Source organism: Shewanella sp. HL-SH4 (genome assembly GCF_051164845.1).
GTDB classification, from domain to species: domain Bacteria; phylum Pseudomonadota; class Gammaproteobacteria; order Enterobacterales; family Shewanellaceae; genus Shewanella; species Shewanella glacialimarina.
The window spans coordinates 874,456-900,504 of sequence record NZ_CP195037.1 but is presented as its reverse complement, the minus strand read 5'-3'; the positions used below and the strand labels follow the sequence as shown (position 1 = coordinate 900,504).

17 protein-coding genes are annotated in these 26,049 nt (G+C 41.8%); 12 read left to right on the top strand and 5 right to left on the bottom strand.

Annotated features, from left to right (window positions below; genetic code table 11):
• Nucleotides 1–251 precede the first annotated feature (251 nt).
• The 6 genes from ACRWQL_RS04895 to ACRWQL_RS04870 all read left to right on the top strand — a co-directional run bounded on the left by ACRWQL_RS04895 (nucleotide 252) and on the right by ACRWQL_RS04870 (nucleotide 9,276).
• On the top strand, nucleotides 252–1,133 hold the full coding sequence (locus tag ACRWQL_RS04895) for a hypothetical protein (protein ID WP_434952634.1): 882 nt from the start codon (nucleotides 252–254) through the stop codon (nucleotides 1,131–1,133).
• Between the two features lie 85 nt (nucleotides 1,134–1,218).
• Nucleotides 1,219–2,109 (top strand): hypothetical protein, encoded by an 891-nt coding sequence (locus ACRWQL_RS04890; RefSeq protein ID WP_434952633.1) that lies wholly within the window; start codon nucleotides 1,219–1,221, stop codon nucleotides 2,107–2,109.
• A gap of 81 nt (nucleotides 2,110–2,190) precedes the next feature.
• Nucleotides 2,191–4,131 (top strand): vWA domain-containing protein, encoded by a 1,941-nt coding sequence (locus ACRWQL_RS04885; protein WP_434952632.1) that lies wholly within the window; start codon nucleotides 2,191–2,193, stop codon nucleotides 4,129–4,131.
• Between the two features lie 74 nt (nucleotides 4,132–4,205).
• Complete coding sequence (locus tag ACRWQL_RS04880) at nucleotides 4,206–4,820, top strand: sigma-70 family RNA polymerase sigma factor (protein WP_434952631.1); 615 nt, start codon at nucleotides 4,206–4,208, stop codon at nucleotides 4,818–4,820.
• 2 nt (nucleotides 4,821–4,822) lie between these two features.
• The gene (locus tag ACRWQL_RS04875) at nucleotides 4,823–5,734 is read left to right on the top strand and encodes a hypothetical protein (RefSeq protein ID WP_434952630.1); all 912 of its coding nucleotides are present in this window, start codon (nucleotides 4,823–4,825) and stop codon (nucleotides 5,732–5,734) included.
• A gap of 278 nt (nucleotides 5,735–6,012) precedes the next feature.
• The gene (locus ACRWQL_RS04870) at nucleotides 6,013–9,276 is read left to right on the top strand and encodes a S41 family peptidase (RefSeq protein ID WP_434952629.1); all 3,264 of its coding nucleotides are present in this window, start codon (nucleotides 6,013–6,015) and stop codon (nucleotides 9,274–9,276) included.
• 163 nt (nucleotides 9,277–9,439) lie between these two features.
• On the opposite strand, the gene ACRWQL_RS04865 is transcribed toward ACRWQL_RS04870, so the two are convergent.
• Nucleotides 9,440–9,877: an OsmC family protein gene (locus tag ACRWQL_RS04865; protein WP_434928632.1), complete on the bottom strand. Its 438-nt coding sequence runs from the start codon at nucleotides 9,875–9,877 to the stop codon at nucleotides 9,440–9,442.
• A gap of 401 nt (nucleotides 9,878–10,278) precedes the next feature.
• On the opposite strand from ACRWQL_RS04865, the gene ACRWQL_RS04860 reads away from it, so the two are divergent.
• The gene (locus tag ACRWQL_RS04860; RefSeq protein ID WP_434952628.1) at nucleotides 10,279–13,257 is read left to right on the top strand and encodes a TonB-dependent receptor; all 2,979 of its coding nucleotides are present in this window, start codon (nucleotides 10,279–10,281) and stop codon (nucleotides 13,255–13,257) included.
• Nucleotides 13,258–13,353: 96 nt separating this feature from the next.
• On the top strand, nucleotides 13,354–17,688 hold the full coding sequence (gene pulA, locus ACRWQL_RS04855) for a pullulanase-type alpha-1,6-glucosidase (RefSeq protein ID WP_434952627.1): 4,335 nt from the start codon (nucleotides 13,354–13,356) through the stop codon (nucleotides 17,686–17,688).
• A 161-nt stretch (nucleotides 17,689–17,849) separates the two neighbouring features.
• Here pulA and ACRWQL_RS04850 read toward each other — a convergent pair whose 3' ends face one another.
• A complete protein-coding gene (locus ACRWQL_RS04850) occupies nucleotides 17,850–18,494 on the bottom strand; it encodes a DsbA family oxidoreductase (RefSeq protein WP_434952626.1) in 645 nt (214 codons plus the stop codon).
• A 387-nt stretch (nucleotides 18,495–18,881) separates the two neighbouring features.
• Between ACRWQL_RS04850 and hpf the strand changes: the two genes are divergently transcribed.
• Nucleotides 18,882–19,238 carry a ribosome hibernation-promoting factor, HPF/YfiA family gene (gene hpf, locus ACRWQL_RS04845; RefSeq protein WP_226410613.1) on the top strand — a complete coding sequence of 119 codons (357 nt, stop codon included), beginning with the start codon at nucleotides 18,882–18,884 and terminating at the stop codon, nucleotides 19,236–19,238.
• A gap of 97 nt (nucleotides 19,239–19,335) precedes the next feature.
• On the opposite strand, the gene ACRWQL_RS04840 is transcribed toward hpf, so the two are convergent.
• Nucleotides 19,336–20,055, bottom strand: a complete 720-nt coding sequence (locus tag ACRWQL_RS04840) for a YebC/PmpR family DNA-binding transcriptional regulator (RefSeq protein WP_434928636.1) — start codon at nucleotides 20,053–20,055, stop codon at nucleotides 19,336–19,338.
• Between the two features lie 368 nt (nucleotides 20,056–20,423).
• Here ACRWQL_RS04840 and ACRWQL_RS04835 point away from each other — a divergent pair, with 368 nt between their 5' ends.
• Nucleotides 20,424–20,681, top strand: coding sequence for a TIGR02922 family protein (locus tag ACRWQL_RS04835; protein ID WP_226410611.1), 258 nt, complete (start codon nucleotides 20,424–20,426; stop codon nucleotides 20,679–20,681).
• A gap of 60 nt (nucleotides 20,682–20,741) precedes the next feature.
• Here the strand turns inward: ACRWQL_RS04835 and ACRWQL_RS04830 are convergent, their stop codons facing one another.
• On the bottom strand, nucleotides 20,742–21,320 hold the full coding sequence (locus ACRWQL_RS04830; RefSeq protein WP_434952625.1) for a TetR/AcrR family transcriptional regulator: 579 nt from the start codon (nucleotides 21,318–21,320) through the stop codon (nucleotides 20,742–20,744).
• A gap of 126 nt (nucleotides 21,321–21,446) precedes the next feature.
• Here ACRWQL_RS04830 and ACRWQL_RS04825 point away from each other — a divergent pair, with 126 nt between their 5' ends.
• Together ACRWQL_RS04825 and ACRWQL_RS04820 are read left to right on the top strand one after the other, a co-directional pair.
• Complete coding sequence (locus ACRWQL_RS04825) at nucleotides 21,447–22,490, top strand: alkene reductase (protein ID WP_434952624.1); 1,044 nt, start codon at nucleotides 21,447–21,449, stop codon at nucleotides 22,488–22,490.
• A 251-nt stretch (nucleotides 22,491–22,741) separates the two neighbouring features.
• Nucleotides 22,742–24,064 (top strand): leucine-rich repeat-containing protein kinase family protein, encoded by a 1,323-nt coding sequence (locus ACRWQL_RS04820; protein WP_434952623.1) that lies wholly within the window; start codon nucleotides 22,742–22,744, stop codon nucleotides 24,062–24,064.
• On the opposite strand, the gene ACRWQL_RS04815 is transcribed toward ACRWQL_RS04820, so the two are convergent.
• On the bottom strand, nucleotides 24,053–26,011 hold the full coding sequence (locus ACRWQL_RS04815; protein WP_434952622.1) for an EAL domain-containing protein: 1,959 nt from the start codon (nucleotides 26,009–26,011) through the stop codon (nucleotides 24,053–24,055). The genes ACRWQL_RS04820 and ACRWQL_RS04815 overlap by 12 nt on opposite strands.
• Nucleotides 26,012–26,049: the final 38 nt, after the last annotated feature.

Genomic DNA, 26,049 nt, shown 5'->3' with positions numbered 1-26,049 from the left:
AGAGTGAGGTTTGAACCGCTTGCTCACAAAAATGATAAAGATCAAAAAAGTGTGAGTTATCTGGCTTTGTTAGTAAAATGATACCCAAAAGGTGTTATATTGTTATTTGTGGATCAAGGATTCCGTTTGGCAATAATGGAATGGTGTATGCCGAAATATAATCATCATAGAATAATTTTAAAAACGAGTTAAACTTATCAGTAGTTTAACTTTATATTGACTGACTATAATCACTAATTTAGAGCTGAACCTTGACTATCAAACACTCATCAATTAAATCTTCATTCATAAAAACGGCATCAAGTTTATTTGCTGGTGGAGTCGTATTTGGACTGCTTTTATCAAACTCATTTGCTTATGATGCTGAACTGAAAGCTGTAATATTAGGTGAGTTTTCTGAAAACGCTATTGATGTGACGCAAATGAAACCTATGGCTGTGTTGGCCCTATTGAAAAAAAACAGCTCACAAAATATTGCCTTTTCTTTTCAACAAATGAGTATGCCACGCGGTTGGTTAGAGATCACTAAAATTGACAATGCTTGTATGTATAACAAAGTCAAAACCGAAAAGCGGCAAAAAATTGCTTATTATAGCCAATATCCTATTACCCTATACCCACCATTAAGACTGATTATACGGGCAGCTGATGCCGATAAATATTCAGCAGGCTTTGATTTATCGACGATTGAGCCGCAGCAATATATGCGTTATGCGGTGGCTAAAAGTCGCTCATATGGCAAAATGCTCGACATAGATATTTCAGCTAAAAAAGAGTTACTATTTTTTCGTGATGGGGCAAACTCAGTTGGCAAACTAGTAGACATGTTAGCGCTTAATCGAATTGATGGATTTATCGAGTATGCTGATTCGGTTAATACTCATATTACTGAGAATAAAATTAACTTCGATTTTAAAAGCATTGCCATAAAGGGAGTGGATAAACCCTCACCAGGTTATATTGTCTGTTCTAAAACAGATTATGGAAAACAATTGATTGATGCGATTGATCAGGCGATGAGTAGAAAACCTTTCCAAAATGAGCTAATCTCTATTCATAATGATTTTGCATCTATAGATGACAAATCACTATTAACTTCTGAGTTAACCAGTATCTTTGGGCAACCTGAATAATTAAGGTTAAAGCAAAAACGCCGCTGTAAAGGATTATTAATTTAAAAATGGATAGACGTTAACGACTGTTTTGCAGGAGTATTATGTGAGCTATTCAATCTTTAAAAAAGAGTCTCTATTTACGGCTAAAATGATTAAGCGTATATGCTTGAGCCTAAAGCTAATGTTATTGATCCCGATATTTCCCTTCTTACTACAATCAATCCAAGCCAGCCCGTTGCCGGGAATTTTATTAGCTGAAATTGACACTACTCAAAACGACTTAACCCAAGAGCAACCGATGGGAATGTTTGCTATTTTATTGCAACATAACCAAAATCTATTTCATTTCGAGCAACATCAGGCGAGTTATACTCGCTCATGGAGTGATTTAAATAAGCTTGGCAATGCATGTATGTATAACAAGTTGAAATCAACTGATCGTGAGCAAGTGGCTTATTTCAGCCAAAAACCGATTAGCATATTTCCACCGCTGAGATTAATTGTGTTGAAAAAGTATGCGGCACAATTTCCACAACAAATCGACTTAGCCAATTTACCCCCAAGTTTAAAAGGTCAAATCGGTGTAGTGACATCACGCTCATATGGTGAAGCGATTAACCCAACATTATTGGCCCACCCAGAGTATTTTTATTTTCGCAGTGGCATGGGCTCGACGCTTAAGCTTTTAGAAATGCTCACAAAAGAGCGGGTAGTTGGTGTTATTGAGTATTCAAAAGAGGCCAGTTTAATTCAGGATTTACAGGGGCTGAACTTTGATTTTCAAGCTATTCCGATTAAAGGTGTGATGCGGCCAAACTTTGGCTATATGGCTTGTTCAAAAACAGCTGCGGGTGAAAAGTTGATCGCAAATATAGATTTAATTATGGCGACGCCGGCTTTTAAACAGGCTTTTATTGAAGAACATCTTCAAAATTTTGATGATGATGAGAAAGCTTTACTCAGGCCTGAATTGGATAAATTACTGCAGCCATAATGTGTTTAGGTTATCTAGAAAAACCCTTTTTAGTTTTGATTACGTTATAAAACACAAGCGTATTCAAATAAGGGTTTTACCATGACTATTTTTACTTCATTACGACTCTCAAGATATAACCAGTCACAGCATTTACTTTCGCAGCAGCACTGTTATTCTGCAGCAAAATGGCCAATTGGCTTATTGCTCATCGGTGCTTTCGGATTAGTGGGCTGTCAGCAAAAACTTGAATCCGAATCTATGCCACTTGAAGCTGGGCAGATTGATAAGCGAATAAACCAGCAACAAAAAATGCCCAACGTCAGTGAAGGTATTGCTTATTCGTTAGCGCAAACCAGCACAGATATTGCTGAACGTCAGGCTAAATCAGATTGGGTTAAATCATCTGTACTTACTCATCAAAATGCGAATGACAAATATCATCTAGTGTCGAATGAAAATCGCATCGGTGCCATCGGAAATTTTGCCGCCTATGTGCAAAATGGCAATATGGTCACCGCAGAAACGCCCATATCGACCTTTTCAATTGATGTTGATACTGCAAGTTATACCACCATGAGACAGCAAATAAACCGTGCAATATTACCGCTAAAGAACAGTGTTCGTGTGGAAGAACTGCTGAACTACTTTGATTATGACTATCCCATACCAGCCATAAATGAAGCGCCTTTTAGCATTAATACCGAATTAGCTCCTTCGCCGTATAACCAAGATGCAAAGCTTCTGCGCATAGGCATTCAAGGATTTAAGCTAGCAGCGGATCAAATAAAAGCTAAAAATTTAGTTTTTTTAATCGATGTTTCAGGCTCAATGTCTGCAGCGGATAAATTACCGTTATTACAACAAGCCTTATTAATGTTAACCCAATCATTAACCGCGCAAGATAGAGTCTCTATTGTGGTATATGCCAATGGCGTACACCAAGTAGTTAGTGGCGCAAAAGGCAATAATACCCAGCAGATAAAACAGGCGTTAAATAACCTTCAAGCTGGTGGCGGCACCAATGGTGGTAAAGGCTTGGCACTCGCTTATGACTTAGCGGCGCAGCATTTTATTGATCAAGGTATTAATCAGGTGTTACTGGCAACCGATGGTGACTTTAATCTCGGCATGACCAGCCAAGAAGATTTGATAAACTACGTCAGCCAACAACGAAATAAGGGTATTGGTTTAACCACATTAGGCTTTGGCTTAAGCTCACAATCTGCCCAGTTTAACGATGTTTTATTAGAGCAACTGGCTAATCAAGCTAATGGTCAGTATGCCTATATTGATAACCTCAATGAAGCACGTAAAGTGTTACATGATCAATTATCGCAAACGTTAGATATCATAGCGTCTGATGTAAAAATTCAAGTCGAGTTTAATCCCGCCATCGTGTCGGAATACCGTTTAATCGGGTATGAGAACCGCCAGTTACAACGTCAAGATTTTAATAATGATAAAGTCGATGCTGGCGAAATTGGCGCCGGCCATAACGTGACAGCTATTTACGAGCTACGTTATAACGACAGTGAAAGTTTGATGCATGAGCCGTTACGCTATAAACAAAACCGTGAGCCGAGTTCAGGGGAGGTGGGTAAGCCATTTACCCGTAACGAAATAGCATTCTTAAAACTGCGTTACAAACCTTTTTCAGGGGGCAAACTCGCTGCAAATGACAGCCAGTTAATCAGCCAACCTATTTATGCCGACATCGAAGTTAAAGGCATTCAACAAACCAGTGATGATTTCAGATTTGCCGCCGCAGTCGCGGGATTTGGGCAATTACTCAACCATAATCATTATGTGCATAATACTGATTATGATAAGTTGATAACACTCGCTCAAACGGGATTAGGCGAAGATAGATTTGGCTATCGGCATGAGTTTGTTCAATTAATGCGTTCGGCTAAATTGCTCGTTGAACAGGGTGTCGGGCAACAAGGAGGCTTTTATGACAAGGTACAGCCAACAGAGTATTCATCAGCGCTTTCTCCCACAGTAACTCGCCCAGTGCCAAAAACGATGCAAACCAATTAACACTATTATCCATAGGCTGGTGGCACTTAACCTCTAGCCTATGGGTAAACAAACGGATTTTTAAGAGAGTGTGCATGACAGCAAATAATAGTGAAACCCTTGAGTTAGACGTAAATCTTGTTAATGCGCAAAGCGATGAGCAATTGATGTTAGCTTACCAATCGGGCGATATAAAAGCATTTGAGGCCCTTTATACTAAACATAAAGGACCGCTATATCGTTACTTTGTGCGTCAGCTATACGATAATGTCTTGGCGGAAGATTTATATCAAGAGGTGTGGGGCAAGGTAATAAAAGCGGCGGCAAATTATCAGGTCAGTGCTAAATTCACCACCTGGCTATATAAAATTGCCCATAACTTAATTATCGATCACGTTCGCGCGGTAAAGCCCTTGGATGACACGCAAGAGTTGGCAGAAGATCAAACCATGGACAACTTTAACGCTGCGTCAAATGTAGAACCTGATAGCCAATTGCAGCAACAACAGCAAGCAAGATTATTACAAGCCTGTATTGATTTGTTACCTGCAGTACAAAAAGAAGCCTTTTTACTTAATGTCGAATTAGGCCTGACCGCATCTGTTATTAGCGATATTGCGCAAGTGACAGTGGAAGCAACTAAAAGTCGTATTCGCTATGCTTATCAAAGTATTAAATCTTGTGTCACCCAAAAATTACAGGCGGTATAAAGATGACTCAACAACATGATGAAACATTTTTAGCCTTACAAGATGAAATCGCTAAGCTATACCATCAAGGCCCCAAACCGCAGCCATCAGCGCAACTAGATGAAGCGATTTTAGCCCAAGCACAAACCGAATTAAGCTTAAGTCAGTCAGCGGCACTAACGCTAGCGGTTCAAAACCAGGACAAAACGAATGTTGTAAGCATAAAAGGTTGGCGACAATATCGTTGGCAACTGTCTTCCGCAGCATCAGTGGTGCTGGTGGCAGGCTTGTTTATTATGATGCCGATGAAGCAGCACTATAATTCATTAGAGCTTAATCCATCCGGTCTAAAGTCATCAGATTTTGAGGCGTTATCATTGGATATGCCAGTGGCTGATAACCAAGCTAATGACATAACAGCCTCTGCCGCGCTTAAGTCTGCGCCCATGTCATCACCTAACTCGACTGCACCTAATACCTCTGCAGCACCTATGTCTACAGCACCTCAATTGTCGTCATTCGCCCAAGAGCAAAACATCGTCGACACTCATAGCGCAGATGATAGATTTAGCAGTAAAGGATCGTCGCAAACAAGTTTATCGCAGCAAGCTGAACAAGCGAATGAAACCGCTAAAGTGGTTGAGCAAGTTGAGCAAAGTCGTCAGCAAAAAATGATGTCGGAACTCAAACCATCAGAACACAGTGAACTTACCCAAGTTGCTAATAATCAATATTTAAAAGACTCAGGTATGATCACCTTAGATACCGCTGATAAAGCGATGCTAAGGTTAACTGAGTTGGTTAAATTAAAAAAATTGTCACAAGCTGAGCGCTACATGTTAACGATGGAGCAACGGTTTCCTGAGTTGAATAATCTTAATCATCCACTACATGAAGATTACAACAAGATTAAGCAGCAATTAACTGTAAAGTGATGTTTTATAAATCAAACTAAATAGGCTCTATGGGACATGTCTCTTAGCGCCTATTTTAGCGGTGATATTTATCACAGCACTTCACGTCAACTGATACCTTTGCCACTTAATATCGTTTCCATTGAGCTTCCTCTCTCCAAAATAAGTGAGTCTAGCGTTATGAAGATACCGCAATAAAGGCGATTAATCTGTTGCCATTAGTTACATTTTTAGGCTTTTAAAAAAGTCACATTCTGGTAACTTATCTGCTAACAAAAATAATATGGAATAAACCCTTAATGAAACTTCGTCGCTCAGTATTAAGCTGCATGATTGCCCTAGGTTGTGTTAGTGCGTTCTCATCAGTGGTGCAAGCCAGTAATGGTTATTATCGCGCCCCCGCATTACATGACAATACCTTAGTGTTTACCGCTGAGGGGGATTTATGGAAAACCCAGCTTAATAGCCAAGTTGCCAGTCGGTTAACCACTCAAGCGGCGGAAGAAACCGATGCCAGTATTTCCCAAGATGGACAATGGATTGCATTTAGCGCTAACTACGAAGGCGCGACAGAAGTGTATGTTATGCCTATGGCTGGTGGCGTTGCCAAGCGAGTCAGCTTTGAAAACTCGCGGATAAGACTACAAGGCTGGACAGCCACAGGTGAGATCCTGTATTCCACAGACAATGCCTTTGGCCCAGCAAACTTCTGGGTATTAAAAACCATTAATCCTGATACATTAACGGTAACTAATTTACCGCTTGCCGATGCGATAGAAGGTGTGATTGATGCTAAAGGCGAATATGTTTATTTTACCCAATTTGGTCTGCAGGCCAGTGGTGATAATGCCAAAGTGTATCGTGGCGGCGCCAAAGGTGAAATTTGGCGTTTTGGTTTAGGCCAAGACAAAGAAGCACAGCAATTAACCACCCAACATGAAGGGTCAGTACGTCAACCCATGTTGTGGCAGGACAGAGTTTATTTTATTAGTGATGCATCAGGTAATGATAATATTTGGTCTATGTCATTAACCGGAGGCGACATTAAGCAACATAGCCAATATACTGATTGGCAGGTCAGAGATGCTAAGTTACATCAAGGTAAAGTGGTTTTCCAGCAGGGTGCAGACATCAAATTATTTGATCTCGCCAGTAATAAAGACTCGGTTGTGGATGTTGAATTAAGCAGTGATTTTCCCCATCGACGTGAGCACTGGGTTAACGATCCAATGGATTACGCTACCTCAACCAGCTTAAGCCCTAAAGGCGATCAAGTGGTGATAACTGCTCGCAGCCATGTTGCTATTGCCAATAAAGATGATCGTCGCTTAGTGCAAATAGCATCGGCACCTGATAGCAGAATACGTGATGCATTACTGAGTAAAAATGGTAAATGGGTTTACGGTATAAGTGATGCTTCTGGCGAACAAGAAATATGGCAGTTCCCTGCCGATGGCAGCGAAGGTGCAAAACAGCTGACTAAAGATGGTAATACGTTACGTACCAGTTTAACGCTGTCACCGAGTGGTCGATACTTAGTCCATGACGATTATATGGGTAATGTGTGGCTACTGGATTTAACCACGAGTAAAAATAGTAAAATTGCCGTTAATGGCGAAGGTCTAGGGCCATATCAAGATATTGTCTGGTCACAAGACAGCGAATATATCGCATTAACTAAAGCTGAAATCGGTAAACAACGCCCACAAATCGTGCTGTATTCAGTTAATGAATCTAAAGCGCAAACACTCACCTCTGATAAATATGAGTCATTTGCGCCAAGCTTTAGTTTAGATGGTAACTGGCTATACTTTTTATCTAATCGTGATTTCAATGCCACGCCAAGTTCACCTTGGGGCGACAGAAACATGGGCCCGGTGTTTGATAAACGCACCCAAGTGTTTGCCCTGGCGTTAAATAAAAAAGCACTATTTCCGTTTGCTAAAACAACCGAGTTATCAGTACAAAATGACAAAGAAGATGAGGACAAAGTTGAAACAGCCGACATAAAACTTGAATGGCAAGGCTTGGCGCAACGACTATGGCAAGTGCCGGTAGAGTCTGGTAATTACAGCCGTTTACAACAATCAAAATCAGGTCTGTATGTTATTGATAGTGTGAATGATAAAAGCGCTTTAAAGTGGATTAAGTTCGATAATGTCGCGCCAAAAGTGGACGTATTTGCTGACGATGTGGCTGACTTTACCTTAGCGGATGATCAATCCACTATTTTACTGCGCAAACAAGCCAATCCGAAAGAGTTATTGATTGTTGCAGCGGGTGAGAAGTTACCTGCAGATGTGAGTCAGGCGAAGGTCAAAACAAATCAATGGCAATTACGCATTTCACCTATGCAAGAATGGCAGCAAATATTTGAAGATGCGTGGTTAATGCATCGCGATCAATTTTTTGATACCCAAATGCGCGGACTCGATTGGCAAGCAACCAAAGCTAAGTATCAACCTTTATTGCAAAGGGTCACCGAACGTAACGAGCTAAACGATATATTTGAACAAATGATGGGCGAGCTAAACTCGCTACACTCGCAAGTGCGCGGTGGCGATATGGTGCAGGATAAAGATGCGGCTAAATCGGCGTCACTCGGTGCACGGTTAAATCTGAGTTCCAAAGGTGTTGAGATAGCCCATATTTATCAAAATGATCCTGAGTTACCGAGCCAGGCTTCACCATTAGCCCGTATTGAAGTTGATGCCCAAGTGGGTGACATCATTAAAGCCATTAACGGTAAGCCAGTGGCAAATTTAGGTGATGTAACACAGCTATTGCGTAACCAAGCCAACAAACAAGTGTTATTAACCCTAGAGCGTGGTAGAAATCAACATAAAACCGTGGTGTTACCTACCGACACTATCACTGATGCCACATTGCGTTATTTAGATTGGGTGCAACATAATCAAGCTAAAGTTACCGAAGCATCGAAGGGTGAGTTTGGTTATTTGCATTTATACGCTATGGGCGCGGGCGATATCGAAAGTTTTGCCCGTGAGTTTTACACCAACTACGACAAACCAGGGTTAATTATCGATGTACGTCGCAATAGAGGCGGTAATATTGATAGTTGGATTATTGAAAAATTACTGCGTAAAGCGTGGGCATTCTGGAAACCCACCCATGGTAGCGCTAACACTAATATGCAACAAACCTTCCGCGGCGATCTAGTGGTATTGGCTGATCAAATGACGTATTCAGATGGGGAAACTTTCTCTGCAGGTATTAAAGCTCTTGGTATAGCGCCACTAATCGGTAAGCAAACAGCAGGTGCAGGGGTGTGGTTATCGGGTCGTAACAGTGTAACTGACAATGGCATGGCAAGGGTTGCAGAGTATCCACAATATGCAATGGACGGACGCTGGGTGGTTGAAGCCCATGGTGTTGAACCTGATATTGAAGTAAGTAACTTACCCTATGCAACATACCAGGGGGACGATGCTCAGTTAGCCGCCGCGATTGAATACTTACAGCAAGCGCAAGCTAAGCAGCCAATGTTACCACTTAACGCATTGCCGTTGCCAAAAAGTGGCAAAGCGGATGATATTAAATAGTCATACTTAAAGTGCCTGTAGTGATATAGGCACTTTTAAAACAAGCATAAATAGATATGGATAAGTAGACACAAAAAAGCCGCGAAAGCGGCTTTTTTGTGTTTGCTGCTTTATGTTTAGCGCATGATTGTTGACAATCAAAACAGCATAATTAAGCTAAAAATTAATGCTTAATTTCAACTTCACAGGCTAAAGAATTAGCGATAAAGCAATTGGCGTGGGCTTTTTCATGAATTTTAGCGATGGTTTCTTCGCTTACTTCAAGGCCATCGGCAAACACAACCTGAGGATAAAGGGTCATTTTAACCACTGCAATTTTACCTGCATCATTTTTACCTAAATCAGCAATGGCGTTATCAGTATAGCTATCAACCGGTAAACGTTTTAGGTGTGCAATGGCCAGAAAAGTCAGCATATGACAAGAAGATAGCGCAGCTAATAAGTTTTCCTCTGGATTAACTTTATCGGCATTGCCTTTATATTCCGGCGCTGATGAAGCTTGAACCGCTTGACCACTGCCATAACTGACTTGATGGTCACGATTAAACTCACCCTCTGGTGCAGGTGAAGTGTGCCAATCAACAGTGACTTTAAAACCCATCTGATACTCCTAGTTTGAGCGACCACATTGCATTCACAATGCGTTATTCGGTGCTGATTCAACACTAACTGGGCGCTAATGTCCATGTTTTATCTATGCTTTTAGGTGCTCGGTTTAAATGATTTTCATATGAGCACTAACACAAAAGAATATGGCGCACCCCAAATTAATTACAAAGTATTAATTTATATCACTAAAAATACACAAGTTAGCTTTTTAGCTGTGATGTTGAAAATCCAATTGTTACCGAAATGTTATGAATACGTATGCATTGTATTGTTATCAAAAGGGAGAGAAGCCTAGTATATCGGAATAATAAGTGTCCGGTATTCTGCATAATGTGGGTGGTATATCCGAGTATTGGACAACAATAAAAACCTTAAAGGTGAAGGGGAAAACCAATGCTCAAAAGTAAACCCAGTGTTTTATCATTGGCTTTAGCAACAGCAGGTATGAGCGTGATGTTCATGTCTTATGGCGCTAATGCAGCAGATGATATAAAGCCCATAGTGCAACAAAAAACAGTTAAAGCTGATGCTAGCCTTGAAGTGAATAAAACCACCAGTGATCAAGCTGACAGTGATGTTATTGCAGATGACACGCTTGCAGAAAATGATCAAGAAATCGAGCGCATCGCCGTCAAAGGCTACAGCCGCAGCCTTATTGATTCACTTAACTCTAAACGATTTAGTGACACGGTTTCCGAGCAATTATCTGCCGATGATTTAGGCGCCTTGCCCGATGTCTCAATGGCCGATGCATTAACGCGTTTACCGGGTATTTCCGCGGTACGAACCGGTGGCCAGGCCGCTGAAATTAACATTCGCGGTATGTCTGGCGGGTTTGTGTTTTCAACACTTAATGGTCGCGAACAAGTCTCTACCAGTGGTTCACGCAGTATTGAGTTTGACCAGTATCCTTCAGAGCTTATTAGCTCTGCCGCCGTTTATAAATCCCCTAAAGCTTCACTCATTGAAGGTGGTGTTGCCGGTACGGTTGAGCTACAAACTATTAGTCCGTTAAGCATAGATAAAGACCATAGTTTTGTGGTCAATGCCCGTGGCATGCATAACGATCGCGCCAGTGAAGTGTTTGGTGCTGAAGAATATGGCAGCCGCTTAAGTTTTTCCTATCAAGGTAAGTTTTTAGAAGATACGGTAGGTATTGCGATTGGTTATGCCCGTTTAGATCAACCTAGCGTAGCAACTCAGTTTATTGGTTTGGCTTATAACGACTCTAAAGAGTTAGATGGCCTAGCGAACGACACCAACGGCCCGGTTGATAACCCAAGCTATGAATATATTAGTGAAGGTTTTGAAATGCAGCACCTAGGCGGCGTTGAAACCCGCAATGGTTATATGGGCGCCATTGAATGGGCACCAGTAGATAACTTTGTGCTTAAAGCCGATGCGTTTATGTCTCGTTTTGACAGTGAATCGTTTGCCCGCGGTTTTCGCGCCAAATTAGGTGGCCGTAATGCCAGTGTTGCTAATCCGGTATTTGACGGTAACAGCGTCGTTGGCGGCACGTTTAATCGCACCTCAAAAAGCTATACCCGAGTAGAAATTGTTAACGATGACAATCAAGATTTTGATGAAGTAAACAACTTTGGCATTAATGCCGACTGGCAAGTGACTGACCGTTTAAATGTGAATGTTGACGTGTCGTTATCATCGGCTAAAAGTGATTTTCGCAACGGTTTGTTATGGGCCAATGTCGCCCAAGATGCTAATGCAGAAACCCCTATTTTTGATGAAAATGTGTCAATCAGTTATTTACTCAATGGCCTAGATTTACCCGATGTGGGTTTTAATCAAGCCGATGCTTTTTCTGATATAGACCGCGTAATGGTCAGTAAATACGGTATTTATCCTTTTCTGAATGAAGATGAAGTTAAAGCCTATCGTGTCGACTTTAAATACGACTTAGAAATGGATGTGATTACCAGCGTTGAGTTTGGCGCGCGTTATTCTGACCGTAACTATTCAAATGACCGCTCGGTATTTGAATACGGTAACGATGGTGCGTTTTCTAAATCTCAGCCGCCCTTAAAACTTACCGACGACATGACCACAGTGGTCGATTGGCAAGGTGACTTTAGTTACTTCCCATCTTATTTAGCCATTGACTTAAATTCCGCGTTAAATGCCTGGTTTCCAAATGGTGTGCCACAACCGGTACAAACCTGGGGCAATGCGGGTGGCGTTATCGACCCTCAGGGTTACACCACTAACTACTCGTGGACCATGCTACAAAGCGGTGAAGTGTATGAAGAAGTATTATCTGCTTATGTGATGGCTAACATCGATTCTGAAATAGCGGGTATTCCTGTTACCGGTAACTTTGGTGTGCGTATGGTTGATACCGATCAATCAGCCACCATGCTGCAAAACGTTGAAGGCGATGTAAATCTCGGCGCACAAAACATTGCTGACAGCATAGGTATTATTAACAAAAACTACGCGCCAACGGTGCAAGGGGTTAGCTATACCGATTATCTGCCATCGATTAACTTAAACTTCAAAGTGGCTGAAGACTCACAAATACGGGTTGCTGCAGCCAAAGTGATGTCACGTCCACCGATCAATCGTTTAGCCGGTGATATCAGTGCATCAGTATCTGATGATGGCAAAATTAATGGTTCAAGCACCAACAACCCCTTTTTAATGCCATTTTATGCTGATCAATACGACTTATCCTTTGAGCAGTATTTTGATGAAGGCGCATTTGTTGCGGCCATTTTCTATAAAAACATTGATTCATTCATTGATACCGTCGCGATTGAAAACTTTGACTTTAAAGGCAATGGATTCAACGTACCTGAATATATCACTGATGAAATCAGCGGAGAGCAAATTGCCACCACCAATGGTACTTACACCACCGCAGTGAACAACGCTGAAGGCGGTTACATTCGAGGCTTGGAACTGGCTTACACCCAAGTGTTTGCCTCGCTACCCGATGCCTGGTCTGGATTAGGTTTTAATGCGAGTTACTCCTACACAGAATCTGAAGTGCAATCAATTACTAACCTTGGCGGCGATACGACAGCCCAAGCTTTACCTGGTCTGTCTAATAACGTTGTCAGTGCCACTTTGTTTTATTCCTATGAAGGTTTTGAAACCCGCGTAAGTGCGCGTTTCCGTGATGAATTTGTCTCGGAACAGGTCGCTATTAATGAGCAAGTGGTTAACTTTGACGGCGAAACCGTGATTGATTACCAGGCGTCATACCAAGTCACTGACGGTCTAGGGGTGTTGTTCCAGGTGAATAACTTAACCGACGAGCCTACCAGAAGTTACTTCGGCACCGAAAACAAAACCGGCACCTTGCAGTACTTTGGTCGCGAATTCTATATGGGGTTCACTTATGCGATGTAATCAATTAGCAATTATCAAAGTTACCAATATAACAATAACAACAAATACCAACCAAGCGGTTGCTCTACAGCAAAAAGTGATGGGGAGAAGTCAGTCATGATGACTAAGTCAACAATTACGACATTCAGTGTGTTTGCATTGAGTATGACAGCACTAATGGGGTGTGGCAGTGACTCAACCGAGCCAGGCACAGTATTACTAACTTGTAATGTACCAAACGTACCTAATGCAGGGGGAACAGAGTGTGTGCCGCCACCACCATTAAGTTGCCCTGCACCTAAATTTCCCGATGCTAATAATGAAAGCTGTATTGTCGGTTACAACCCCGACTTGCCTATGCCTTCTGTACTTGCTGGGCCTAATCAGGCTGTGTTGTATTACAACCGCATTAAAGATAAAGATAACAGCAGTGGTAATACTAATTATCCCGGTTATAAGCTCCATTCATGGAACAATGATACCTGTGACGCCTATGCGCCACCCTTTGATTCAACTGACTGGGCTAATGGCCACTCTTTTGATGGTATCGACCCAAACTACGGCGCTTACTGGTTAATCAATTTAAAAGAAGGTTACAGCGAGTGCGCTAACTTTATCATTCATATCGGCACTGAAGGTTCAGGCAAAGCATTAGGCGATGGCGATTCAGTGATGAGCCTTAAGTCTTTTGCCGATGACTCTGCCCCTGAAGCACAATTTAACCGTGCTAACTTCACCATTCACGGTGAAAGTGATGTGTATGACTATCCTATTTTGGATGTCGGCTTTGCCATTGATGGCGCCAGCGCTCATTGGTTAGATCAAAACACCTTTGTGTGGAATGAATCACCAGAGGGTATCGCTAAATTTGTATTACATCATTCGGCCACAGCAGGCATTGAAGCTGATAACGACAGTAATATCAACGGCATTCAAGTTGAGTTAACCGAAGCGACACTGACTGACGAGCAAAAAGCCCTTGTGCCACATTTAGCACAATGGCCTGCTTATGAAGCTAACTTTAGCCTTGATGAAGCGAAAAATATCGCCAAAGAACAATTGGTGTTAGTGGCGTACGACAGTGATAACAAGCCCGCTGCCGCAACTCATGTTCAAGTGGCTAAAGTGTTAGATGCACTTTATACCCAGGGCGATGCGGATGCCGATGAAGCGTCATTAGGCATTATGTACGACAACGGTATTAGCGCTAAAGTGTGGGCGCCGACGGCACAATCGGTTAATTTGAAGATATATGACAGTGCTAAAAAGCTGACTAAAACTGAGCCCATGACCTTAGATAGCCTAAGCGGTATTTGGTCATTTAGTGGCGACATGAGCTTAGACCGTCAATATTATCGCTATGAAGTAAAAGTCTATCATCCAGTGTCGAAAAAAATTGAAACACTGGAAACCACAGATCCCTATTCACTGAACGTATCAACCAATGGCCGTTACAGTCAGTTTATTAATTTATCTGACGATGACACCAAACCCGATGGTTGGGACGGGCACACAGTTGCAACGGTAGAAAACCCAGAAGATATCGTTATTTATGAAGGCCATGTACGTGATTTTAGTATCAGAGATGAAACCACATCAGCCGCTAATCGTGGTAAGTATTTAGCCTTTACTGAACAAGGCAGCGCGCCGGTTGAGCATTTACGTCAACTTGCTGAAAGCGGTGTTACCCATTTTCATGTATTGCCAGTAACCGATATTGCCACCATAGAAGAAGATGTGACTAAGCGGATTGAAATTACCGATACCTTAGGCATGTTATGCAGCAAGATTGCTGACAATGCTAAAGCCTGTAAAACAGAAGATAAAGCCGCCAAAATTGTTGATATATTAGCGGACTTTTTACCTGGTTCAGGGGATGCACAAGATCTAGTCAATGCCATGCGTGGATACGATGGTTTTAACTGGGGTTACGATCCACAGCACTTTATTGCACCAGAAGGCAGTTATGCTTCAAGCCCTGAAGGGGTTGCACGAGTAAAAGAGTTGCGAGCAATGAACAAAGCTTTGCATGAGCTTGGTTTACGCGTGGTACTTGATGTGGTCTATAACCACACCAGTTCATCAGGGTTATGGGACAACTCAGTACTCGATAAAGTGGTACCGGGTTATTACCACAGATATAACGAAATCAGCGGCAAAATTGAATCATCAACCTGTTGTGACAATACCGCCACAGAACATAGAATGATGGACAAGTTTGTGTCTGATTCAATGGTGATTTTAGCCAAAGAATATGGCTATGACGGTTTCCGTTTTGACGTCATGGGCCATATGCCTAAAAGCAGCATTCTAGCGGCTCGTGAAGCTGTTCAAGCGGTTGATGCCGATAACTACTTCTACGGCGAAGGTTGGAACTTTGGTGAGGTGGCTGATAATCGATTATTCGAACAGGCAACCCAAGCCAATATGGCTGGCAGTGAAGTGGGCACCTTTAACGATCGTATTCGTGAGGCCGTGCGTGGTGGGGCGTTATTTGCCACAGAGCAAAAAGATGATTACTTACGTGATCAAGATACCTTGCGCTTATCTATGGCGGGTAACTTACAAAACTACATCCTAAAAGACTTTAACGGCAATTCAGCCAAAGGCAGTAGTTTTAGCTGGAACAACCAACCAACAGGTTACACCTTAGACCCGGCAGACAGCATTAACTATGTGTCAAAGCATGATAACGAAACCCTATGGGACATTTTACAATATAAGCATAACGTCGGTTTATCGTTAGAACACCGTGTTCGAGTGCAGAATATTGCCGCCACCATTCCGTTAATGAGCCAAGGTATTCCATTCTTCCAAATGGGCGGTGAAATGCTGCGCTCAAAATCAATGGACCGTAATACCTACGATGCCGGCGATTGGTTTAACTGGGTCGACTTTAGCAAAAACAGTAATAACTGGAATGTTGGCTTACCTTTAGCACAAGACAATAAAGATAAATGGTCGGTGATTAGCGGTATTTCAGCTAACCCTAATGCCGCCGCGTCAATGTCAGAAATTGATTTTGCATCAAGTGTGTTTAATGAGTTTCTATCGATTCGTCAATCAAGCAAGTTGTTCCGCTTAACCAAGGCGCAAGACATTATCGACCGAGTGGGTTTCCATAATATTGGTAAAAACCAGCAGCAGGGCGTGATAGTCATGAGCATCGATGACGGCTTAGGGCTAACCGATATTGACCCCGCGGTTGACGCCATAGTGGTGATGGTAAACGGTAGCGCACAAACGCAATCACATGCCATAGCCACCGCAGCGGGTTTTAGCTTACATGCTAAACAAATGATGTCGATTGACAGCATTGTGCAAGACGCAAGCTTCAGTCAGGGTGATACCGAGGGTACCTTTACTGTGCCGGCTTACACCACAGCTGTATTTGTTAAAACACAAGGTGATGTTCAAGGCGAAGGCTTAAGTGCCAATGCGACAGCAGGTGCACCCGATGTTGTGCCTTATGGCAGCACAGATGTATTTGTTCGTGGTGGCATGAATGGCTGGGGTGAAGTGGATAAGTTCACCTATGTGGGCGCAGGTGAGTACCGCATTGCGATCACACTGGCCGCAGGCAGTTATGAGTTCAAAATAGCTTCTGCTGACTGGAGTACTGTTGACTTTGGCGCTGTTTCAGCCGATGTTGCAGCGGTTGACGAGGACATAGCTGAGCAACTGAGCGCGAAAGGGGCCAACATGACCTTTACGGCCACTGCTGATGCCACCTATGTGTTCTCATTAGATGCTGCAAACAAAGACAACCCAGTATTAACTGTGTTCAATGAAGAGCCATTTGTCGGCACATCGGTTTACCTACGTGGTGACATGAATGGTTGGTCTACTGACAGTGAAATGGTTTATCTAGGTGGCAGCTTATACCGCGCTGAAATCATGGTAACCGCAGGCACTAAAGGCTTCAAAATCGCTTCAAGTGACTGGAGCAGCGTAGATTATGGTAGCGCAGATGCTAATGGAACGGTTCAATTAGGACAGCCTAAAGCGTTAGCGGTCAAAGGGGCTAATTTAGGCTTTAATTTTGATAGCGATGCCATGTACAGCTTCACATTTGACATGCGTAACCGTAACGAACCTATCTTAACCATAGATAAAACCGATATGTTTGCCGGTAATACCGTTTATATTCGCGGTGGCATGAATGGTTGGGGTGAAGTTGATGCGCTTGCTTATCAAGGCTCATCTGTTTACACGGTTGATATCGCCATTGCCGCCGGCGATTACGAGTTCAAAATCGCCACAGGTGATTGGTCTACCGTCGACTTTGGTGCTATTGCCGCTGATGAAACAGTTGTTGAAGGTGCGATTAAAACCTTAGCTAAGAAGGGCGCTAACATGAAGTTATCTGTCGCCAGTAATGCAACCTATCGCTTTACGGTAAACGGTCCAAGTAGCGACTCACCGACCTTGAATGTGACTAAATTGAATTAACCGATATAGCGCAACAAAGTTGATTAAATATCAATAACAAAAAACCAGCGCAAGCTGGTTTTTTTATGGGGCTAGGCTGAGCAAGCTAAAGTTGAGCAAGCTAAAGTTGAGCAAGCTAAAGTTGAGCAAGCTGAGGCTGAGCAAGCTGAGGCTGAGTTTATCTACTCTGCTGCCAACTGTTTAATAGCTTCAATGAGGTAATCCGCACTTTGTGCACCTGAAATCAAATACTTTTGATTCAATATAATCGCTGGTACAGCAGTTATGCCTCGGCTTTGCCATAAGGCCTGCTCTTGTCTAACCGACTCGGCAAATTGCTGTGATGCTAATACTAGCTCAGCTTCGGCACGGTCTAATCCAACACTGTCGGCAAGGGTTAATAATACTGCAATATCATCAGGGTTTTGCTGCTGGGTAAAATAGCCATCAAATAAGGCGAGCTTAAGCTCAGTTTGTTTATTAAATGATTTTGCCCATTGCAGTAGCTGGTGGGCATTAAAGGTATTGTAAATACGCGATTGGTCGGTGAAGTTAAACTTAATATCCAGCGTTTTACCTATAGCCGTTAAATTGGCGCGATTCTGCTGACTTTGCAACGGTGTCGAACCGTATTTTTCAGCTAAATGCTCACCAAGGTGTTGACCTTGTTTGCCCATATTGGGATTTAACTCAAAAGGGTGCCAAGTGATTTGCACCTCAAGATCGGTAAAGGAGATTAAGGCTTGCTGAAGTCGCTTATAGCCAACGATACACCAGGGACACATAACATCTGAGACAATATCTATTTGCAGGGTTTTGAGTGACATTGGGTTAACCTATAGATTAATTTAAGTTTATTAAAGTAGGGTACAACTAACTTAACTGGTTAAATTTTAACTTAAAAAGCCACTTATTAGATGGCTTTGTGAGCTGTGTTGTAAAGCGAGTAAAAGTAGTGAACAAAGTTACTTGTTTATGTCTATACTAAGTGTGTATGGTGATGTTAACTCAAATTGAGAACAAGGTTGTTCAACTAGTTTGATCTAACTTTACTGATGCAAGCAATACAGAATTAAATTACAGATGTGACTTTATACTCATTTTGACACTTTTTTGATTTAATCCCTTGAAATCTACAGTAAATGCCCCAAGTTCTCTTTTATACAGTCAATTAATATGACATTAAAGAAACGTTATAACGCTAAGGACACTTTATGAAAATAAATCTTTCTGGTCACCATGTAGATGTTACTGACACTGTCAAACAACATGTAGAAGAAAAGTTCGCCAAGCTTGCTAACCATTTTCCAACCCTTATTGCATTAGACATTATTATCGCTAAAGAACACGGCGAATATGATGTAGAAGTTAGCACCAATTATGAAGGTACTCGAATTGCCGCTAAAGGCCTAGATTCAGTGATGTACCCAGCTATTTCCAGTGCTGCTAAAAAATTAGACGCAGCACTTAAACACCGTAAAGGCCATTTAAAAGCAGACTTGCATGCTAAGCCTGAAGTTACCGCGCCAGAAATTGCGTATGAAAAAGTACAAGAGATGGATTTACGTTAATTGAGTTAACGGATCCAGTTTCTAATAAAAAACGCAGCTTAAGCTGCGTTTTTTATTAGAGGCTTTAATAAATTCTAGCCTGTATGCGGTGATTAACTTATTCGCTAATCTCAGCATTGTGATACACGTTTTGTACGTCATCACAATCATCTAATGCCGCTAAAAACTTATCAAAGCTTTCGATATCTTCGCCGCTGATCTCAGTCATGGTTTGTGGTACAAAAGCTAAGTTTTCTACCTTGAAATCAATTTCTGGGAAGGCTTCAGTTAACACTGTGCGGGCATTGTTAAATTCAGATACCGGTGTAAATACACTGATAATGCCATCCTCAAGTTCTACATCGGCAACGTCAACGTCAGCCATCATAAGCAGTTCTAAAATCGCTTCATCGTCATCACCATCAAACACAAATACCGCTTGATGCTCGAACATATGGCCAACAGTACCTGGACCGCCTAGCTTGGCATCATTTTTAACAAACGCCTGGCGAACTTGAGTAAAAGTACGGTTACCATTATCCGTTAGGCAGTCAACAATCACCATACAACCACCAGGGCCAAAACCTTCATAGCGAGCCGTATCGTAATCTTCACCACCGCCACCACGGGCTTTTTCAATAGCACGTTCAATAACATGTGCTGGAACTTGATCTTTCTTCGCGCGGGCAATCAAGCTACGTAGTGCTAAGTTACCATCAGGGTCAACACCGCCTTTAGCGCAAATGTAAATTTCTTTACCGTAACGTGAGTAAATGCGTGTCTTTTGGCCAGCGGTTTTCGCCATGGACTCTTTTTTATTTTGATATGCTCTGCCCATCTTAATCTCGTTTTATTAAATGTTTAATGCTAAAAATTGTCATCGATTCTAGCAGGAATCATTCAAGCTGTTTAGATCAGACTTTAAAAAACGTGTAGATAATCTATATTTAAATCAACATATGTCGGTTTAAGCGAGGTTATATTCAATCAACAAAGGTGATTTTGGCAACATTTTGGTTACCTTTGTTTCTTTTTGTATAGGATTAACGCGGTAAAAAGCATATTATTAAACTTAAAAGTGATGTGATTTTTGTTATGGCTTAATCGCACCACAGTATATAAATGAAAAAGATTGATAGACTGAATACGGAATATTGGCTAATTAATCCTTCACTTAACTAGTGTCTACTGGTACGAGAGTAAAGAATGAAATCTGAATCAAAGCAAGATGCAAATAGCGATAAACCGTCATTAGCCACTGTGACAATATTATTTTATGAAGCACCCGCTGGGCTTGAAATGCATAACACAGTATTAACTGATTTAACCATTAGTGAGTCTGGTCGGGTGATGATCCCTGATAGCTTTCGTCGCGGAAAATCGATTATTGCGGTATTAGATGGCGAGTGTACTATTTTGAACGCTTTGGGCGAGCGAGTATTTTCTCAAAAAGTAATTGGTTAATAGCAAGCTAAACCCATATTCGAGTTCAATAAAAATGACGCTAAAGGCGTCATTTTGTTTTTAAAGCAAGCTATTAAATAATTTGTCAGCTAGTGGTAACAACACTTCTTTTGTAGGATGTGTATGGGCAAATGTGCGCAAACCATAAATGCCCATCATTAAAAACTGCGCCTGTAATTGGCTATTAGTGTCGCTGTCGATTAGTCCCTGTAGTTTTGCCGCTTCAAACACCTGCTCAATGCCGAGTTGCCAGGCGTTAAGGTTGGTATTAATCAACTGGCTAATATCTTCATCTTGCTCACCCACTTCATTTAACGCTTTGGTTAGCAAACAAGCCTGGGTGGCATCACAACTCAAACACTCTTCTACAATGCCCGCTAAATAAGTTTTTAAGTTGTGCAACGGGTTATTGTTATTGGCAAACAATAGTTGAAATTGCGCGCTGCGGTCAGCATGGTATTGGCCTATTGCCGCTAGCAGTAGACCCTTTTTGTTTTCAAATGCACAATAAATTGATCCTGGGTGCAATCCAGTCGCTTTGGTTAAATCCGCCATGCTGGTTTTCGCATAACCTTTCATCATAAATGCTCGCATGGCCGCACGCAGTACAACTTGGCGATCAAACTCTGCATTTCTCATGGCGTTCTCTTTAGCATTAGTGATTATTGGGTGAGTTTAACCAATTTTGAATAAACATTCAAAAATTACTTGAATGAATATTCAAATAAGATTATCTTGAACGCATATTCAAGAACGGAGACTGTCATGTCAGCCAATTTATTCCAGCCTTACGCTTTAAATAATTCATTAACCTTAGCCAATAAAATCTTAATGGCGCCATTAACGCGTTGTATGGCCGATGCCAACTTAGTACCAACCCAACAAATTGCTGACTATTACGCACGTCGTGCAGAAGCTGGATTGATCATTAGTGAAGCCACTATTATTCGACCTGACGGTCAAGGTTACCCAAATACCCCTGGCTTATTCAGTCCTGAACAAATTCAAGGGTGGAAAGTGGTAACAGATGCGGTGCATAAAAATGGTGGCAAAATATTTGCCCAACTATGGCATACCGGTCGTGTAGCGCATCCACACTTTTTTGGTGGTGGCGATGTGTTATCTGCTTCAGCCGTTGCGGTTGAGGGCAGTGTCCCAAGAATGCGTGAACTGACATACCAAACACCTAAAGCTGCCACTAAAGAAGATATAGTGCAGTTAGTTAAAGATTATGCCCAGGCTGCAGCGAATGCAATTGATGCCGGTTTTGATGGTGTTGAAATTCATGGTGCTAACGGATATTTGATTGATCAATTTTTACACCATGACAGTAACCGTCGTGATGATGAATATGGCCAAACGCCTGAAAATATGTCTCGTTTTGCATTAGAAGTGCTTGACGCAATTGTTGAACGTATTGGCGCAGATCGTACAGGTCTTCGTTTATCACCGGGCGCCTATTTCAATATGGCAGGCGACAAACGTGACCGTGAGGTATTCGATTATTTATTACCACAGGTTGCCAAACGTGATATTGCTTTTGTTCATGCTGGGATATTTGACGACTCAATGCAGTTTGATTACTTAGGTGGCAATATATCGACCTATCTGCGCAGTGTTTACACTGGCACCTTAGTGGGTGTGGGTAGCTATACTGCCGAAACTGGCAGTGCAGCAATAGCAGACAACAAATTTGATTTACTGGCTATTGGCCGTCCATTTATTGCTAACCCAGATTACGTAGCCAAAGTGCGTCAAGGTGAAGCGGTTGTTGAATACAACGACGCTATGTTGGCTGAACTTATTTAACACCATTGTTTGATCTGCTTTGTTAGAGATCACTTAGGATATTATTTTCATTCAGATGAAAATAAAACTAAAAATCAACCCCAATTGACAATTTTAGTATCCATTTTACCACTGCTTATGCAGTGGTTTTTTTTGCCTGTCATTTCAGCCTACCATTCCAATATGAATCTGATGACATTTGCTATCAAGCAACAGCTTCTTTACAATCCCGCCTCCATTTAGCACATTACGACCTCGACAGGAATATCATTATGCATACCTTAGCTCAGCTTGAATCAGGCGAACTTAAAGGGCTTGCACGTGTGCAAATAGTGGCAGAACTGACCGAGTTTCCAAGAGCGATATTCTCATTAGCTGACAGTTTAGAGATTTTAGACTTATCGAATAATCAATTATCAAGCCTACCCGATGACTTTGATCAATTAAGCCAGCTGCGCATCGTGTTTTTATCACAAAATTGCTTCACTGAATTACCTGAAGTATTAGGTCGATGCTCTAAGCTTGAAATGATTGGTTTTAAAGCCAATCAACTTACCCACGTGAGTGAACAGGCTTTACCCGACCATACCCGTTGGTTGATATTAACTGATAACCAGTTAACCCATTTACCAGATTCAATCAGCCGCTTAACCCAACTTAAAAAACTCATGCTAGCCGGTAACCAACTAACTGAATTACCTGGCAGTATGGCTAACTGTCGTGAGTTGGAATTAGTGCGGTTATCGGCCAACAAACTGAGCCATTTACCCGATTGGTTGCTCAACTTACCCAAACTAAGTTGGTTAGCGTTTGCGGGTAACCCTTTTAGCCATGTTGATGAGTGTTTGAATAACAGCGTGCCAATGATCCACCCAGAACACCTGCATTTTAGCGCTCAAATTGGTCAGGGGGCATCGGGCATTATATATAAAGCGCATTGGCTTGATAAACCCGTTTCCCAAGCCCATTTGCCCAACAATGTGGCAGTGAAAATGTTTAAAGGCGCTATCACCAGCGACGGTTACCCAGCAGATGAGCTTGATTGTTGTTTAACAACGGGTGAACATGACAATTTAATTCCCGCCATAGGCCAAATTCATCATGGTGAACAACTGGGGTTAGTAATGGCGCTTATTCCAGAGGGTTATCAAAATTTAGGCCTGCCACCCTCATTAAGTACCTGTACCCGAGACACTTTTAACGCTGATACGCAGTATTCTGTAGAGGCGATAGCGCATATTGCAAAACAAATGAGTCACACCATGGCCCATATGCATATGCAGCAGGTTAGTCATGGCGATATCTATGCACATAATATTATGGTGGATGATGAGTTTAAGGTGTTATTTGGTGATTTTGGCGCAGCGTCTAATTTAGCTCACTTACCGCCGCAACAGCGCCTGAAAATGCACAAAATTGAAGTGCGTGCATTAGGTTGTTTGATTGATGATTTGTTATGCTTAATTAAGCCAGATCATCCACAACAGTCAACTTCCAAGTATGCTGAATTAGCAATATTAGCAAAGACTTGCATGCAAGGGGATGTTTTACAGCGGCCTGATTTTGAGCTGATTTTTAAACAGCTACTCAGCTGAATAAATCGCTAATGCTTGAGCTATGGTTGCTGCAGGTTTGCCCAGTAAGTATCCTTGGGCATAATCAATTTCATACTGGTTAAGTAAGCTGAGAATAGCGTCGTTTTCGACAAACTCAGCGACGGTTTTTTTACCCATTTTATGGGCGAAAATAGCTATGGTTTCAACCAACAACTGCGCTTTAGGGTCGCTATCTAAATGGCGGATTAATGATCCATCTATTTTGATAATATCAATATCTAAACTGAGCAAATGCACAAAGTTCGAATAACCTGCGCCAAAATCATCAATCGCAATTTTGCAGCCTAACGGTTTGACTAACTTAATAAAATGTTCCACCGCCTCATAGTTAGTTATTTCTTCACTTTCTAATAATTCAAAGGTTATCCGCTGCGTGGTGTCCGGTTCACTTTTAAGTAAACTGACAATAGCCTCCAAATTTTGTGCAATGGCAATATCATCTAACGTGATGTTAACGGAAAACTCATAGGGCTGATTTTTAAACAGTGCAATTGACTTTTGCAGCATACAGCGCATTAACTGCGGATAAATGCGTGATTGTCTGGCTGCTGCCATAAACTGGTGCGGCGCTAATATTTGCCCATCGGGTAGTTGGAGCCGCATCAAACACTCAAACTTTATTGGCGCATCAATTAAAGGCTGAATAAGTTGAACATAGGGCACTACCCATTGCTCTTGTGCTGCTTTAGCTAGCATTCTGCTTTGGCGCATGTTTTCTTCAAATGCTGCTGAATTAGCCATTTCGCTGCTAAAACAGCAATAAGTCAGCTGTTGTTTTTTAGCAAAGCGCCTTGCTAAATCAGCATGCCGATGTAGTTGGTTTGCTGACGTTGTTGAACTTGAATTAGCTATGGTTGAACCAGGTATATTTTTAGCTAATACTTGCTGATTAACCGATAACAGTGCTCCGCCAATACTGACGGAGATATAATATTCACTATCTTTGATAAGCAGAGGTTTTTGACAAACATCGTCAAATAAAAGCTGTCCAAGTTTTGCCAATTGTAGATGATTATTTGAACTTTCGGTTGATACAAAATTTGATACTGTGTCTGAGGTTAATATTTGAGTTGTTAATGTTACGACAAACTCATCAGGGCCAGTTTTATATAAGGTAACCGGCCTATTTTTAGCGGCTAATCGATTGGCGACCTCCAGTAAAATTTCATCACCGGTATCGACACCATAAAAGTCATTAAACTCACCAAAATCGTTAATGTTAATCACCAGCAAAGCGCCAATAGATTGCTCTGCAAGATCACTATATAATTTTTTTCGATTAGGTAGCGCCGTTAAACCATTAAAATATGCTTCTTGATATAACTTACTATTTTGCTCTGCTATTTGGGTAAAGCTGTCCTGTAAAGACTGGCGCATGTTATTGAAGTTTTCAGACAATTGCTGAATTTCATCCTGGCTATTGATGGTTAACACCTGTGACAAATCGCCCTTAACAATATTTTGAGTCCACTTGGTTAACTTTAAAATATCTTCAGTGACCATTTTACCCACACGGGTGAATAACCAACTCGATAACACAATTACCCCGCCAAGCAAGAGTAACTGAAATAGAAACATTCTCAGCAGTTCGTCACCGTAAAGCTTTACTTGAATAGACCCCGCATAGAAGCCTTTTAACTGGCCGCGATATACAATCGGCTGCACAAACTGACTAAACCCAAGTATCAACTCAGCAGTCCGTGTCCGCGATGTTTCAACCCCATTCATATTCTGCGGTCGTGACATTATTACTATCTGGCCTTTTTGCGCTTCAGCTATTGCTTTGGGCAGCAAGTCACGCCACATACCGTCAACAAAGTAGTCGCGGCTATTATTAAAACCCAGTTGTTCAGCCCGAGACTGTTGGATTTGTACATTTTGCCCACGATGGCGCAGGGTAATTAACTGGCCATTTTTATCCAACACAGCAAAATCGGAAAGGGTAATTTGAAATAAACTACTTT